Below are 14,121 nucleotides of genomic sequence, written 5' to 3'. Positions count from 1 at the left end.
GCGAAATAGCAGGAGCAGACATGGCCAACGCCGCCACCCCCCTCAAGAGCGCCGCCAAGGGCATCAGCGCCGATGCCAGGCCCTTCGACTGGGAAGACCCGTTCTTCCTCGACGACCAGCTGACCGAGGACGAGATCGCGATCCGCGACGTCGCGCGCGACTATTGCCAGGACAAGCTGATGTCGCGCGTCCTGCTGGCAAACCGCAACGAGAAGTTCGATCGCGAGATCATGAACGAATTCGGCGCACTGGGCCTGCTGGGCTCGACGCTTCCCGAGAAGTACGGCTGCGCCGGCGCCAACTACACGAGCTACGGCCTGGTCGCCCGCGAAGTCGAGCGTGTCGACTCCGGCTACCGCTCGGCGATGAGCGTCCAGTCCTCTCTGGTCATGCATCCGATCTACGCCTACGGCAGCGAAGAGCAGCGCATGAAGTACCTGCCCAAGCTCGCCACCGGCGAATGGGTCGGCTGCTTCGGCTTGACCGAGCCCGACCATGGCTCCGATCCCGGCGGCATGAAGACCCGCGCCGTCACGGTTCCCGGTGGCTTCAAGCTCTCCGGCTCGAAGATGTGGATCACCAACTCGCCGATCGCCGACGTGCTGGTCATCTGGGCCAAGCTCGACGGCGGCGCCATTCGCGGCTTCATCCTCGAGCGCGGCTGGAAGGGCATCGAGACGCCGAAGATCGAGGGCAAGTTCAGTCTTCGCGCCTCGGTGACCGGCGCCATCATGCTCGAAGACGTCTTCGTGCCGGTCGAGAACCTGATGCCCAACGTCGCCGGCCTCGGCGGCCCGTTCGGCTGCCTCAACAACGCCCGCTACGGCATCGCCTGGGGCGCCATGGGCGCCGCCGAGTTCTGCTGGAAGCAGGCGCGCAACTACACGATGGAGCGCAAGCAGTTCGGCCGCCCGCTGGCCGCCACCCAGCTCATCCAGAAGAAGCTCGCCGACATGCAGACCGAGATCGCGCTCGGCCTCCAGGCCTGCCTGCGGGTCGGCCGCCTCAAGGACAAGGGCCATGCCCAACCGGAGATGATCTCGCTGATCAAGCGCAACAACTGCGGCAAGGCGCTCGACATTGCCCGCGTCGCCCGCGACATGCACGGCGGCAACGGCGTCTCGGACGAATATCACGTGATCCGTCACGCGATGAACCTCGAGGCCGTGAACACCTATGAGGGCACGCACGACGTCCATGCGCTGATCCTCGGCCGTGCCATCACCGGCATGCAGGCGTTCAGCGCCGGGGCCTGATTCGGCCGTGCCCCTGCCACCCCCCGGCGACATCGCGATCGTCGTCGCCGGGGCGCTGGCGGCAGGCTTCGTCAACGGATTGAGCGGCACCGGCTACGCGCTGGTGGCGCTGGGCTTCTGGCTGCAGGCCATGTCGCCCCTCACGGCTGCACCCCTCACCGCCCTGTGCGGCGTGGCAGGGCACGTCCAGTCCCTACCGCGCATCTGGAGCGGCGTGCGCTGGTCGCGCCTGTGGCCAATGCTGTCGGCGGGTATCGTCGGCGTGCCGTTGGGCACGCTCCTGCTCAACCACCTGGAACCTCGCCCCCTCAAGGCCGGCGTCGGCATCCTGCTGATCGTCTACAGCGCCTGGATGGCCATGGTGCGCCGGCCGCCCATCGTTACCGGCGGCGGCCGTCTGGCCGACGCGGCGGTGGGCCTGATCGGCGGTGCGATGGGTGGCATGGCGAGCCTCAGCGGCCCGGCGCCGGCGATCTGGGCGCAACTGCGCGGCTTCGGCAAGGACGAACAGCGCGGCGTCAACCAGCCCTTCAACATGAGCGTGTTGTCCCTGGCCCTGGTGTCGGCAGGGATCGCGGGCTTCCTCGACCGGACCTTCCTGATCTGGGCAGCGATCACCGTGCCGACGACCCTGGTCGGTGCGCGCATCGGCCTGGCCCTCTACGGCCGCATCAACGATGCCCAGTTCCGCACCATCCTGCTCAGCCTGCTCTGCCTGTCGGGCCTGACATTGATCCTGACGTCGCTGCGTTAGCCGGGCTCTCCCAGGCTCACAGCGGTGTCGGGTCGAGGAAGCGCCTCAGGACATTTCCGGTGAGCTGGCTCACGTTGTTCCTGTAGCCCGCGTGCGACAGGGCACAGACCCAGGCGATCGATCCGGTCGAGAAGACCGCACCGCCGTTGGCGGTTGGGAAATAGACCAGATCGGCCCTCACCTGCGCGTTCTGGTCCCCCATCACGCCGCGATGCAGCGTACGGATCTCCTCCGGTGCGGGCGTCCCGCCATAGCCGAGCCGGTCCGCCGTCGCGAGCCAGACGGTGCCGGGCGGCGACCCAAGCGACCAGTCCACGCGATCGATCTCGACCCCAGCGGCGCCGTTGCCACGCAGGCCGAAGTCGCCCAGCGGGGCGGCAAGGTCGATCCCTTCGGTCAGCCATGACAGGGCCGGATCCTTGGCACCGTCGAGCCAGCGGTACGGCGAGGAATGGGTGAAGACCTGACCGTCGAAGCCGACACCGAGCAGTCGCTGGGGAGGACGCCCGTTGCTGCGCCAGGTCGAGGACGGCTCGCCGGTGAAGGCCAGCGCGGTCTCACCCGCCTCTCCTTCCCAGGTGCGCAGCCCGGTCATGCCGCGGCGCATCTCGATCGTGTGCGGCACCGTCGGATGATAGGCGATGCGCCAGTAGAAGCCGTTGCCTCCGAGATACATGTGACGTCCGCCGCCCCGCTGATAGGCGTCGAACGCCTCCCAGACCTCGCGGCTGATGTACTCCGGATGCGACCCCGTGACGACGCAGGTGTAGGGCGCCAGAACCTGGACGCCGTGGCGGTGGATGTCGTCGTCGGTGATGACGTCGTAATCCTGCCCCGTCTCCTCGAGCCAGTCGATGAAGTGCGTATCGTTGCCGTAGTTGAAGACGTTGCCGCGCGGCCGCATGTTGAGAATGGGGCGTCGCGCGCTGCTGATGCTCCAGCCGCTGCCGTCGGCATGCGTGTCGTAGGTCGAGAGGCCGACCTCGCGATGCTCCTGGATGTAGACATCGTCGCGTGACAGCGTCAGCACCCCTTCGAGCATCGCCTCGGCATGGACCTGGTCGAGGCGAAGGGCGCTGTTGGCATAGGCGAGAAAGGTGCCGGTGCTGGCCACGAAGGCGAGCTTCGAACGGGGCTTGCCCAGTTCGGCGCGAACGAAGAACGCGACGAAGCTCTCGACCGGCTCGTCACCCCCGCCTGCACGCAAACGCAGCGCATAGAAACCGCTGCGCCACTCCGCCGGGACGGTGAAGCGCACGGTCGGCTCCCACTCCGCGTCGGCCATGTCGTCGCTGTGAAAATGGATGGCGCCATACTGCTCGGGGCAATCCGTCCAACGGTCCGTGCTGCCGTCCCAGTTGGCGCCGGTCATGCCTCGCGTGGGCATCTGGCGCAGCCTGCCATGGAGGTGGTGGGCCGAAAGGTCGGTGACACTCTCGCCGGCGATCTCCCGCGAAAAATCCCACGCAGCGATCAGTCGCGCGTCAGCCACCGGAAAGCGCACGCTCTCGCAAAGCCGGTGCAACCCGTCGATCGGCTGCACGCTGGCATGGAGCCGGGGCCGGTCTATCTTGCCGTCGTAGAAACCGTCGAACAGCAGGTTGCCACCGTCCCTGGCATGGGCTGCGATCACCAGCGGAACGGCGGCTGGCCATTCCAGGAGTGTCGGCCCGTCCGCCTCGACTCTCTCGGAGCGATCCCGGCCGGCCTGTGGGTCGGCGCTGCGGACCACCACCGCAAGGCGGCCGGCGTCGGCATCCCAACTCGCCCCCGCCAGCACCCACTCGCGCGACAACAGGGCCGCGCTGGTCGCAGCCCGCCACGTCCGGCCACCGGCCGCCACGACGAACTCCAGGTGGCCCTCTGCGTCGAGGCCGAGCCGCCAGCCCTCCTGCGTATCCGCTCTCCAGCGCGACAGGATGGTCTGCGCGCGGTCTCCGGGCATCGTCGGCCACAGGAACGCACCGACGGTGAACGACCGGAAGGACGTGAGTGCCGGCGCGTCGGCCACGATGGCGCACGAGCCGGGCCGGATGGGCTGATTTACGAGCGACACCGTGCGCTCGAACGGGGCGTCCATCTCCTGCACGCGGATTCCGGGGCCCGCAGGGTCCGGATCGCCACAGCGCACGCGCACCAGGGCGGCATCGGCCTTCGGTACGGAAGGGCTGGAAAGATGGAAGGCCACTTCTTCGCCGGGCGAGACCACCATCGGCCACGCATATCCCAGAACGGACGTTGTATCGGTCATGCCAGTTTTTCACTCAGGTGCGGTGGCAGGGTCCGGCCGGTGGCGGCCTCCCAGCGCAACTTGAAGACCTCCCATTCCGCCTCGGCGATGGAGGTGAAGACGTGATTGCGCATGAGCTCGATCGGCCTGCCCCGCTGGCGCGGCAGGCGGCCCAGCATCCATTCCTTGCCCGGCTGCGTGACGATCAGCACATAACGGCCGGGCTGGTCGGGATCGCCCGCCCAGCGCAGCCGATGCAGCAGCTTCTGAAGTTCATCTCCGTGCGGTCCGCGCGGTTGCCGCCTGAATTCCTCGACCAGGTCGAGCCGGTCGGGGTCGATCGGCCAGTGCGCGGCCTCGGGATAGGTGACGAGCACGGGCGGCCTACTTGGTGAGCCAGCTGATCCAGCGCTCGCGCAGCTTGGCGCGATCGGCGGCGATCCACGCATAGTCGGCGATGACCAGCTTGTCGTAGTTCTCGGGATAGCTCGGCCGGAAGCGCCGCTCCTCGGCCGGCACCTTGGCGGCGGCTTCCTTGTTGTTCGAATCGAAGCTCACCTCGTTGCTGAACGGCAGGTGCTCCGACGGGTCCTGTACGAAGAAATCGAGGAACTTGATGGCGTTCGCGGTATTCGGCCCGCCCTTCAGCACCGCCCAGTTGCCGGTGTCGCGGATGGCGCCGTTCCAGGTGAAATCGAACTCGCCGCTCTTGGCGAGGGGAACGGCACGGCTCGAATAGAGCATGCTCATGACCGCGTCGCCGCCGCGCAGGATCTGCATGGAATTGTCGCCGCTCTTCCACCAGGCCGCGACGTGCTTCTTGATCGTGTCGAGCTTGCGGTAGGCCCGATCCACATCCATCGGGAACAGCTTGTCGCGCGGCACGCCGTCGGCCATCAGGGCGGCCAGCGGCACCCACCAGTCACGATCCCCGGTGTCGGGGAGCGAGCGCGGGCCGGGAAACTTGGCCACGTCGAAAAAATCGGCCCAGGATTGCGGCCCGCCCGCCGGGAAGGCTTTCTTGCTCCAGGTCAGGGCCATGCCGCCCACCGTCCGGATGATTCCGCTCGGCATGCAACTGCCCGGCAGGGCATTGGCAACGATGCCGGGCATGGCGGCGCAATCGAGCGGCTGCAGCAGGCTCGCATGCTGGATCAGGTCGGGCGGCGTGGCGGTCACCACATCGAACGGCACGTTGCCGCTGCGCGCCCCTGCGATCGCCCGCGCCCACTGGTCCGGAAGCTCGATGGCGATGGCGCGAACCTTGATGCCGGTCTGGGCCTCGAAGCGCTTGTAGAAATGGGCCTGCAGGCTGTTCGTCATCAGCCCGCCGGTGGTCGCGATGATCACCTCGCCGCCGGCGGCCCGGGCCGTCGAGATGAAGGGAAAGGACGCGGTGGCCCCGAGGATCGTGCGGCGTGTCAATTTCATGCTGCTCTCCTGTTCAATTCCCGGAAGTCGGCCTGCGCGCACCGGGCGAGGCCTGCCGGCCGCGGCCGGCAAAATGACCGGCCACCAGGGCCAGTACGGTGAGCCCGGTCAGGACCGTGGCCACCGCGGCCAGGGTCGGCGAAACATTGTAGTCGATGTCCTCGAACATCTTGCGCGGCAGCGACCGGTGATCGAGGTCCGAAATGAAGAACGAGATCACCGGCTCGTCGAAGGAAATGATGAAGGCGAAAAGCGCCGCCGAGACGATGCCGGGCAGTATCTGAGGCAGCGTGACCCAGGTGAAGGCCTGCAGTGGACTGGCGCCGCACGACAGCGCCGCGCGCTCAAGATCGGCATCGAAGCGATGCAGCGACGCCAGGATCGTGAACACGACGAACGGCATCGCGAGCGCGGTATGGGCGGCAACGAAGCCCAGCGTGGTGCCGGTGAGCTTCAGCCCGTCGAACACCAGGTAGGTGGCGATGGCGATCGCTATGTTGGGCACGATCACCGGTCCCACCACAAGCAACTCGAACACGGGCTTGCCGGGAAGCCGGCCGCGCACCAGGGCCAGGGAAACGAGCGCGCCGACGACTGTGGCGACGATCGATGTCAGCACCGCGATGCGCAGGCTGAAGAAAGTCGAATCGAGCCAGTCCCGATCGGAGAAATAGGCCGCGTACCATTCGAGCGTGAAGCCCGAGGGCGGGAATTTGAGGAAGCGATCGGGGCCGAACGACATCGGCACGATCAGCGCCGTCGGCACGAGCAGGAAGATCGCGACACCGTAGGCAAAGGCGTTTGCCGCCAGCCGTCCCGCCGTCAGGTCCGACCGCCGCTTCACGCCTGCCCCACGAACCGGTCCAGCCGGATGACGCGATGGAAGACGATCATCAGCCCAAGCACCGCGAGCAGCAGAACACCGATGATGGCGCCGGCGAAGGGCCAGTTCAGCAGTTCGGTGACCTGCTGCTGGACCAACGTGGCCAGCATCATCTGCTGCGGCCCGCCGATCAGCGCTGGCGTGACGAAGAAGCCCAGCGCCAGCAGGAACACCATCACGCATCCGGACGTGATGCCGGGCATCGACAGCGGCAGGGTGACGTGGCGGAACACCGCGAAGCCGTTGGCGCCCAGCATCCTGGCGGCCCGCGCATAGTCGTCCGGTATGGCGCGCAACGTGGCATAGAGTGGCAACACCACGAACGGCAGAAGTACATGGCTCATCGCCAGCACGACCGCACCCTCGGTGCGCAGGAGCTGCATGGGCGCGTCCACGACGCCGAGGCCGGTCAGCAGGTCGTTGACCACGCCGTTGCGCTGCAGCAACACGAGCCAGGCATAGGTGCGCACCAGCACTGACGTCCAAAGCGGCAGCAGAACAGCGACCAGCAGCAGGTTGAGCATCAGCCCGCGCGTTCGCGCCATCATGGCCGCCAGAGGATAGCCGAGCAGCAGGCTGATCAGTGTCACGAGCGCCGATATCCTGATCGTGCGGTACATCACCCGGAGATAGACCGGCTCGTCGAACACGCGGCGATAGTGCTCCACCGTGAAGGACGGCACGAAAAGACTCTCGCGCAGGAGCATGCCCAGCGGCAGCAGGAACGCGAGCAGCAGGACCAGCAGGAACGGCGTCGCGAGCAACAGGCTTGCGGCAGGACTATAGGTCCGGCCCCCCAGCATGAAGCGCGACGGCCGGGCTGTCATGCGGCGTAGGCGCGGGCGTGGCGCGTCTGCCAGCCCAAGGTGAAGGGAGTGCCCGGCATCGGCTCGCGCAGCGCACCGTCGGGGCCGACCCGGACGCGCAGCGTCGGCCCCTTGCTGCGCAGCAGAAGCGTCGTAACGCTGCCGGCATAGATGGCTTCTTCGACCGTGGCCTGCACGCCGGCACCGTCGCCGGACAGGCGGATATTCTCGGGGCGGATCGCCACCCTGACCTTCTGCCCGCCCCGGATGGCGTCCGCGGCGGTGACGGTTGCCCACTCTCCTCCGTCGAGGGTGACGCCGACCTCGCTTCCGGCCGCGGCGTCGCCCGACGCGACGGCCGGCCAGAAATTGGTCTCGCCGATGAATCCCGCGACGAAGGCTGAGGTGGGCTGTTCGTAGAGTGCCTTGGGCGTGTCGAGCTGCTGCAGCTTGCCGAGATCGAGCACGGCGATGCGGTCGGCCATGGTGAGAGCCTCGGTCTGGTCGTGGGTAACGAAGATCACCGTCACGCCCAGCTCTCGCTGCAGATGCTTGATCTCGATCTGCATCTCCTCTCGCAGATTCTTGTCGAGCGCGGACAGCGGTTCGTCCATCAGCAGCACTTCGGGATTGTACACGACGGCCCTTGCCATCGCGACGCGCTGCTGTTGGCCACCCGACAGCTGGGCGGGCTTGCGCTCGCCATAGCCTTCGAGGCGCACCGTGCTGAGTGCCGCGCGCGCCCGTTCCTCACGCTCGGCCCGGCCGATCCTCCTCATGCGGAGCGGGAATGCGATGTTGTCGAGCACGGTCATGTGCGGGAACAGGGTGTAGCGCTGGAACACCATCCCCAGGTTGCGCTTGTGGGACGGCGTCCAGGTCACGTCCTGTCCGCCAATCTCGATGCGCCCGGAGTCAGGAAAATCGAAGCCCGCGATGTTCATAAGGACTGTGGTCTTGCCCGATCCCGAAGGGCCCAGCAGGGCAAGGAATTCTCCGGTACGGACACCGAACGTCACCCCGTCCACGGCCGCGACATCACCGTAGCGCTTTACCAGCTCGTGAACGCCGACATGCTCGCCATTTCCGGTGCCTGTACGCAACTCTGCCCCGCCTGCTGCTGCACGCATCCTAAAGAGCGGCCGACGTCGCGCACAACCTCATATTTGCACGATGCTGCTAGTCGTGACATCCGTACGCTAGTCCGCCAGCACTTTCAGGCAGCCACTCTCGGCCAGTAGCCTGTCGAGGCCGGGCGCATCCTTTGCCGCTTCATACTTGCGCCGGATCTCGGCCAGCGAGCGTGCATGGTACTTCTGCGGCTCCTGCGTCCACTCCGCGCCGCCGAGGCTCAGGGTGAAGCTCTTCTCGCCGGCTGCGATCGCGGCCGCGTTGGCCTTCGACCAGGGCAGGAACAGCGCACCGACCTCTTCGCGCAGAAGCGGCATCAGCGTCGGCACGAGGGCCGACAGGGCCTCGAACTCCCCTTCCAACCGTGGCGAGAGCATGCGCTGGAGCCAGGCCATCACGTTCGGTGCCGTTTCCCGCATGATCGCGCCCGGCGTGGGATCGGTCGCGCCCTCGTAGAGCTGTGCCCAGAGACCGAAATCCGCCATCGCGGGCCGGCCGCCCAGCAGGTAGGGCCGCGACGCCAGATGAGCCTCGATCAGGCCAAGCGCCGTCTTGAATGAGGCCTCGATCAGTTGCTGGGTCTTCTCGTTCGATCCCACGAATCCCAGCCGTCCCATCATGCGCTCGGCCACGGCCGCCCGGGCCTGCGCGACGGCCAGCGTGCCCTGTGCGCCCATCATCTGCTGGGCGATGCGCTCGGCCGTCGACCAGACGTCCGGTTGGTAGCGCCAGCGATAGTGGAACATCCATTTGTTGCCCCACTCGTCGCCATACTCTTCGAGAAGTGCGGAGACGAAGGCGAGCGCGGGGTCCGCGGGCGTAACGGCAGGTTCGGGATGGAACACCTCGAACCGTTCAAGGATCGGCGTGGAGTCCTGGATGCCCTCGCCTTCGGGGGTCACCACAAGCGGCACGAGCGGCAACTTGGCGTATTTCTGGAACTCGGGCTGCACCGCGGGCGACCTCGGAATCCACTCGTGATCTAGGTTCTTGTAGCGGAAGAAGGACCGGACCTTGACCGAATAGGGCGACAGTTCGGAGCCGTAGATCCTGTAGGTCATGGCGCTCTCAGATCCAGCGTTTGCGCTTCAGCCAGAGGAAGATGGACGTCACGATGACCACGACCATCACCCAGAAGAAATCATAGCCATGCTTCCATCCCAGCTCGGGCATGTTGCCGCTGTCGCGGTCGAAGTTCATGCCGTAGATGCCGGCAAGGAAACTGAGCGGCATGAAGAACACGGTGATGACCGCCATGGTCTTCATCACCTCGGACATCCGGTTGGACGAGTCCATGAGGTAGACTTCCATCAAGCCATTGGCCATTTCGCGGTAACTCTCGACCAGGTCGAGCACAGCCACGGCATGGTCGAAGCAGTCGCGCAGGTAGGTCCGCGTCTCCGGCATGATGAAGGGTACGTCCGGCCGCATCACCGCCAGCACCGTCTCGCGCTCGGCCCACTGGATGCGATGGAAGGCGACGAGCGCCCGCCGGGCCTGATGGATATGCGCCAGCGTGTCCTTGGTCGGGTGGTCGAGCGCCTCCTCCTCCAGCTCCTCGAGATGAGTCGACAGGGCCTCGATCAGCGGGAACTTGCGGTCGACCACGAGATCGATCAGCGCATAGACGAGATAGTCGATGCCGAACGTGCGCAGCCGCGAGCCCGGGGTCTGCAACCGATCGCGCACCGGCTTGAAGATGTCGGCCTTCAGGTCATGGAAGGAGATGACGTAGTTGTCGCCGAAGAAGATGCTGACCTGCTGGCCCTTCAGGACGCAGTCCTCGTAGGCCGGGTCGTTCAGGACGATGAATCCCTGCCCTTCGTAGAGATCCAGCTTGCTGCGCTGATTGGCGTGGAACACGTCCTCCAGCGCGAGGGGATGCAGGTTGAACGCCATGCCGAGATTGCGAAGCATCTCGGAACTCGGGCGGCCGCTCACGTCGATCCAGGTATGCCCGGGCGTGCCGAGATGGAAGCGGCACTGGTCCACTTCCACCTCGTGCAGGACTTCGACCTCGTCCGCCGTGTACTCGACCAAGGTGAAATCGAGCGCCTCGTCCGGGACCGGCGCGCGGCCGGCCAATGTGCCGGGCGCCGTTCCGGGCTTGGTATGGCGGCGGGAAAAGCCCTCCATGCGGTCACTCGCCCTCGAGTCGTTCAGACTTCTTCCATCACCTGGACGTCGGGGCGGCCGGCGAGATAGTCGCCGAGCTTGCGGCCGAGTTCCTTGAAGTGCGGCGCAGCCCGATGGGCCTCCAGCGCCGCCTGGTCTGCGTAGCGCTCCAGCATGACGTAGACGTTAACGTCGGCCGTCTTGTGCAGCGCATAGAGCTTGTTGCCCGGCTCGTCGGCGTGAACCTTGGCTTGAAGCGCCTTCATGGTCGCCTCGAAGTCGCTGTTGGTGCCGGGCTTGATGGTCAGTTTCGCGATAACGCCGATCATACTCACTCCTCCTGCCGTCTCTATTGCGGCTTCTTCTTCAAAAGATACTTGTGCTCGCCATCGCACACCAGTTCACCTTTCTGGTTGTGGATGGTGAGTTTCAGCACGGCAACGCCCGTCGTGCGCCCGGGCTTCAGCCCGATGACCTGAAGCATTGGATAGAGTGTGTCGCCGACATAGACCGGCTTCAGGAAACGCGAGGACTGTTCAAGGAATCCGACCAGCGATTCGCCCACGAAATGCGGGAATATCCCGCCGCCCGCCGCGCCCTGGATCGCGACCTGGAGTCCATGGGCCAGCATGTCCCGATGCCCCAGCGCCTTGCAGTATTCGCGATCGTAGTGGATCGGATGATTGTCGCCGCTGGCGAGCTGGAAGGCCGAGAACAATGCCTCGGTCTGGGTCCTGGAGTTGATATAGAATTTCTGGCCGACCTCGAGATCCTCGAACCAGTGGGCCGGCCCGAAGCGATGCTCGGCCGGGTCGAACGGCTTGGCCTGGTCGTCCGTCATGCCTAGGCTGCCTTCGCCTTGCGGGCCATGCCGTCGAAGAGGTCGAGCATGCGCTCTCGCCACGCGTAGACCGGGTCGTCCTTCTCCAGCAGTTCGAGCGGGCTGACAGTGCGCGGCCACATGAAGGTGCCGGCAAGGATGTAGTCCGGATACGCCGCCTCGGCGCCCGACAGGAACGCCTGCTCACGCAGCGCCCGGCGAGCCGGTTCGAGCGCGGCGCGGAAGGCCGCCAGCCCCTTTTCACGCGCCTTCGTCTGGAACGAGGAGAAATCCGTCGTGCCCAGCCGCTTCCCGCGCGACTCCGCGAAGTAAGGCTTGTCCTCTGCCCGCACGCGATCATAGAGGTCACCAACGATCAGCGGGAATACCCCGGCATTGACCACCGTGTCCGTCCAGCCATTGATGAAGCGCGCATAGGACCGGCCCATCTCGCTCTTCAGCAACAGCCTCTCCGGATACATGTCGTCGAGGTAGACGGCGATGGCCCAGCTGTCCTTGACCGGCTTCTCGCCGTCCCTGATCACCGGCACGGTCTTCGAATCGGCGAAGGCGATCTTCTCCTTCTCCGTGAAGCCCATCGGCACGCTGGTGAAGTCTAGGCCCTTGTGCGCCAGCGAGAACTTGGTGCGCCAGCAGAAGGGACTGGGACGCCGGTCGTTCTCGAAGGCCAGGTCGTAAAGCGTGATCATCCGCGCCTCACTTGCCGTCCAGCATCCTGACGATGCCGGAGAAGTCCTTGGCGCCGTTGCCCGAGTTCACGAACAGGCTGAAGAGTTGGGCGGCTTCGGCGCCGAGCGGCGTGCTGGCGCCGGCCGCACTGGCCGCCTGCTGGGCCAGCATCAAATCCTTCAGCATCATCGCCGCCGTGAAGCCCGGCTGGTAGTCGCGATTGGCCGGCGAGGCCGGCACCGGGCCCGGAACGGGGCAGTAGTTGGTGAGCGACCAGCACTGACCCGATGCGGTCGAGGCCACGTCGAACAGCTTCTGGGCATCGAGGCCCAACCGCTTGGCCAGCATGAAGGCCTCGCTGACGGCGATCATCGAGATGCCCAGGATCATGTTGTTGCAGATCTTGGCGGCCTGCCCGCCGCCGCTCGCGCCGGCCAGGACGATGTTCTTGCCCATCTTCTCCAGGATGGGCCGGGCCTTGGCGAACGACGCTTCGCTGCCGCCCACCATGAAGGTGAGCGTGCCCGCAGTGGCGCCGCCGACGCCGCCCGAAACCGGCGCGTCGACCATGTCGAGGCCCGCCTTCTCCGCCAGCGTCGCCACGTGGCGCGCGCTCTCCACGTCGATGGTCGAGCAGTCGATCAGGAGCGTGCCCTTTGCGACATTCGGCAGCACGTCCTTCTCATAGACCTCGCGCACATGCTTGCCGGCCGGCAGCATGGTGACGACGATCTCCGCCCCCCTCGCCGCTTCGGCGGCCGAGGAGGCCTTGTGCGCCCCCTTCTCCACCGCCGCGCTGACCGCGGCGTCGGAAAGGTCGAAGGCCATGACGTGATGCTGGGCCTTTGCCAGGTTGGCGGCCATCGGGCCGCCCATGTTGCCGAGACCGATGAAGGCAATCTTCGCCATGGTTTCCTCCGTATTTGCTTGCTGCCGCCTAGTCGAAGAACAGGTCGTTGGACACCGGCTGGAAGTGCTCCTCGACCAGGGCGCGCGTGACGCCGTCGATGGTCGGCGGGTTCCATTGCGGCTTCTGGTCCTTGTCGATCAGCAGCGCGCGCACGCCCTCGAAGAAGTCATGGCCCTTCTGCATGCAGCGCTGCGACATGCGGTACTCGATCGTCATCGTGTCCTCGAACGACCGGTTGGCGCAGCGCTTCAGCTGCTCCAGCGTGATCGCCATCGAGAGCGGCGAGAGCTTCATGAGGGCGGCGAGCTGCTTCTGCGCGAACTCGCTGTTCGACTTCTTCAGGTTGCCGACGATCTCCTGCAGGGTCTCGGCCGAGAAGCAGCGGTCGATCTCCGGCATCAGGTCCGGCAGCGTCTGCTCGCCCGCATCCCCCTGGAACCGGGCAATGACGGCATCGACCTTCTCGTTGGCGCGCGGGCCGGAAAGGTCTGCCGCGCCAAGGGCGGCCTGCAGGTCGTCGATCTTTGCGCTCGGCACGAAGGCATGTGCGATTCCTGCCCAGACTGCGTCGGCTGCCTTGAGCCGGTAGCTGGTCAGCGCGAGGAAGGTGCCCAGTGCGCCCGGCAGGCGCGTAAGGAAATAGCCGCCGCCGACATCGGGGAATAGGCCGATCGTCGTCTCGGGCATGGCGAACAGGTACTTCTCCGTCACCACCGAGTGCGAGCCGTGTGCCGACAGGCCGACACCGCCACCCATGTTGATGCCGTCGATCAGCGAGATCCACGGTTTGGCATAGCGGTAGATGCGACGGTTGACGATGTACTCGTCGCGGAAGAAGTCGCGACGCAGGGTGCCCGACGGATTGTCACGCATCTCGCGATAGAGACCCGCCACGTCGCCACCCGCCGAGAAGGCCCGGTCGCCCGCGCCCCGCAGGACAACCGCCTTGATGGAAGGATCCTTCTCCCATTCCGGCATGACCCTTTCCATCTCGAGGATGATGCCGTGCGACAGCGAGTTGAGGACCTTCGGGCGGTTGAGCGTCATGACGCCCAGACCGTCCTTCACGTCGAACAGGATTTCAGCTTCGGACAT

At 66.0% G+C, this 14,121-nt stretch carries 14 protein-coding genes and 1 pseudogene; 2 read left to right on the top strand and 13 right to left on the bottom strand.

Annotated features, from left to right (window positions below; translation table 11 throughout):
- Positions 1 to 20: 20 nt before the first annotated feature.
- Together Q0Q48_RS07595 and Q0Q48_RS07590 are read left to right on the top strand one after the other, a co-directional pair.
- The gene (locus Q0Q48_RS07595; protein ID WP_295136230.1) at positions 21 to 1,256 is read left to right on the top strand and encodes an acyl-CoA dehydrogenase; all 1,236 of its coding nucleotides are present in this window, start codon (positions 21 to 23) and stop codon (positions 1,254 to 1,256) included.
- 7 nt (positions 1,257 to 1,263) lie between these two features.
- Positions 1,264 to 2,010: a sulfite exporter TauE/SafE family protein gene (locus Q0Q48_RS07590; RefSeq protein ID WP_295136228.1), complete on the top strand. Its 747-nt coding sequence runs from the start codon at positions 1,264 to 1,266 to the stop codon at positions 2,008 to 2,010.
- Between the two features lie 16 nt (positions 2,011 to 2,026).
- On the opposite strand, the gene Q0Q48_RS07585 is transcribed toward Q0Q48_RS07590, so the two are convergent.
- The 13 genes and pseudogenes from Q0Q48_RS07585 to Q0Q48_RS07525 form a co-directional block, all read right to left on the bottom strand.
- Complete coding sequence (locus tag Q0Q48_RS07585) at positions 2,027 to 4,261, bottom strand: N,N-dimethylformamidase beta subunit family domain-containing protein (protein ID WP_295136226.1); 2,235 nt, start codon at positions 4,259 to 4,261, stop codon at positions 2,027 to 2,029.
- The gene (locus Q0Q48_RS07580) at positions 4,258 to 4,617 is read right to left on the bottom strand and encodes a hypothetical protein (protein WP_295136224.1); all 360 of its coding nucleotides are present in this window, start codon (positions 4,615 to 4,617) and stop codon (positions 4,258 to 4,260) included. The genes Q0Q48_RS07585 and Q0Q48_RS07580 overlap by 4 nt, the downstream gene beginning before the upstream one ends.
- A 7-nt stretch (positions 4,618 to 4,624) precedes the next feature.
- Complete coding sequence (locus Q0Q48_RS07575) at positions 4,625 to 5,671, bottom strand: extracellular solute-binding protein (protein WP_295136222.1); 1,047 nt, start codon at positions 5,669 to 5,671, stop codon at positions 4,625 to 4,627.
- Between the two features lie 13 nt (positions 5,672 to 5,684).
- The gene (locus Q0Q48_RS07570) at positions 5,685 to 6,515 is read right to left on the bottom strand and encodes an ABC transporter permease (RefSeq protein ID WP_295136220.1); all 831 of its coding nucleotides are present in this window, start codon (positions 6,513 to 6,515) and stop codon (positions 5,685 to 5,687) included.
- Positions 6,512 to 7,381, bottom strand: a complete 870-nt coding sequence (locus tag Q0Q48_RS07565) for an ABC transporter permease (RefSeq protein ID WP_295136218.1) — start codon at positions 7,379 to 7,381, stop codon at positions 6,512 to 6,514. Before Q0Q48_RS07565 ends, Q0Q48_RS07570 begins: the two co-directional genes overlap by 4 nt.
- Positions 7,378 to 8,463 carry an ABC transporter ATP-binding protein gene (locus Q0Q48_RS07560; RefSeq protein ID WP_295136216.1) on the bottom strand — a complete coding sequence of 362 codons (1,086 nt, stop codon included), beginning with the start codon at positions 8,461 to 8,463 and terminating at the stop codon, positions 7,378 to 7,380. The genes Q0Q48_RS07565 and Q0Q48_RS07560 overlap by 4 nt, the downstream gene beginning before the upstream one ends.
- A gap of 96 nt (positions 8,464 to 8,559) precedes the next feature.
- Entirely contained in the window at positions 8,560 to 9,552 is a 993-nt protein-coding gene (locus Q0Q48_RS07555; protein WP_295136214.1) for a glutathione S-transferase family protein, read from the bottom strand.
- 7 nt (positions 9,553 to 9,559) lie between these two features.
- Complete coding sequence (corA, locus tag Q0Q48_RS07550) at positions 9,560 to 10,627, bottom strand: magnesium/cobalt transporter CorA (RefSeq protein WP_295136212.1); 1,068 nt, start codon at positions 10,625 to 10,627, stop codon at positions 9,560 to 9,562.
- A 23-nt stretch (positions 10,628 to 10,650) separates the two neighbouring features.
- Positions 10,651 to 10,935 carry a putative quinol monooxygenase gene (locus Q0Q48_RS07545; RefSeq protein ID WP_295136210.1) on the bottom strand — a complete coding sequence of 95 codons (285 nt, stop codon included), beginning with the start codon at positions 10,933 to 10,935 and terminating at the stop codon, positions 10,651 to 10,653.
- A 20-nt stretch (positions 10,936 to 10,955) separates the two neighbouring features.
- Positions 10,956 to 11,447, bottom strand: coding sequence for a MaoC family dehydratase (locus Q0Q48_RS07540; RefSeq protein WP_295136208.1), 492 nt, complete (start codon positions 11,445 to 11,447; stop codon positions 10,956 to 10,958).
- Positions 11,448 to 11,449: 2 nt separating this feature from the next.
- Positions 11,450 to 12,136, bottom strand: a complete 687-nt coding sequence (locus Q0Q48_RS07535) for a glutathione S-transferase N-terminal domain-containing protein (protein WP_295136206.1) — start codon at positions 12,134 to 12,136, stop codon at positions 11,450 to 11,452.
- A gap of 7 nt (positions 12,137 to 12,143) precedes the next feature.
- Positions 12,144 to 13,046: pseudogene (gene mmsB / locus Q0Q48_RS07530) on the bottom strand (3-hydroxyisobutyrate dehydrogenase); the annotation flags it as partial.
- 7 nt (positions 13,047 to 13,053) lie between these two features.
- The gene (locus tag Q0Q48_RS07525; protein WP_295136204.1) at positions 13,054 to 14,121 is read right to left on the bottom strand and encodes an enoyl-CoA hydratase/isomerase family protein; all 1,068 of its coding nucleotides are present in this window, start codon (positions 14,119 to 14,121) and stop codon (positions 13,054 to 13,056) included.

It is taken from the genome of uncultured Reyranella sp. (assembly GCF_945957355.1).
Lineage (GTDB): Bacteria > Pseudomonadota > Alphaproteobacteria > Reyranellales > Reyranellaceae > Reyranella.
The sequence above is the reverse complement of the archived record's forward strand: the minus strand, read 5'-3'. Positions and strand labels throughout refer to the sequence as shown.

What these genes read in the sequence shown, in the direction of transcription:
- Q0Q48_RS07545 (WP_295136210.1), bottom strand. Translation starts at nt 10,935, where the DNA reads ATGATCGGCGTTATCGCGAAACTGACCATCAAGCCCGGCACCAACAGC.
- Q0Q48_RS07575 (WP_295136222.1), bottom strand. Translation starts at nt 5,671, where the DNA reads ATGAAATTGACACGCCGCACGATCCTCGGGGCCACCGCGTCCTTTCCC.
- Q0Q48_RS07555 (WP_295136214.1), bottom strand. Translation starts at nt 9,552, where the DNA reads ATGACCTACAGGATCTACGGCTCCGAACTGTCGCCCTATTCGGTCAAG.
- Q0Q48_RS07540 (WP_295136208.1), bottom strand. Translation starts at nt 11,447, where the DNA reads ATGACGGACGACCAGGCCAAGCCGTTCGACCCGGCCGAGCATCGCTTC.
- Q0Q48_RS07525 (WP_295136204.1), bottom strand. Translation starts at nt 14,121, where the DNA reads ATGTCCGAAGCTGAAATCCTGTTCGACGTGAAGGACGGTCTGGGCGTC.
- Q0Q48_RS07565 (WP_295136218.1), bottom strand. Translation starts at nt 7,381, where the DNA reads ATGACAGCCCGGCCGTCGCGCTTCATGCTGGGGGGCCGGACCTATAGT.
- Q0Q48_RS07535 (WP_295136206.1), bottom strand. Translation starts at nt 12,136, where the DNA reads ATGATCACGCTTTACGACCTGGCCTTCGAGAACGACCGGCGTCCCAGT.
- Q0Q48_RS07595 (WP_295136230.1), top strand. Translation starts at nt 21, where the DNA reads ATGGCCAACGCCGCCACCCCCCTCAAGAGCGCCGCCAAGGGCATCAGC.
- Q0Q48_RS07585 (WP_295136226.1), bottom strand. Translation starts at nt 4,261, where the DNA reads ATGACCGATACAACGTCCGTTCTGGGATATGCGTGGCCGATGGTGGTC.
- corA (WP_295136212.1), bottom strand. Translation starts at nt 10,627, where the DNA reads ATGGAGGGCTTTTCCCGCCGCCATACCAAGCCCGGAACGGCGCCCGGC.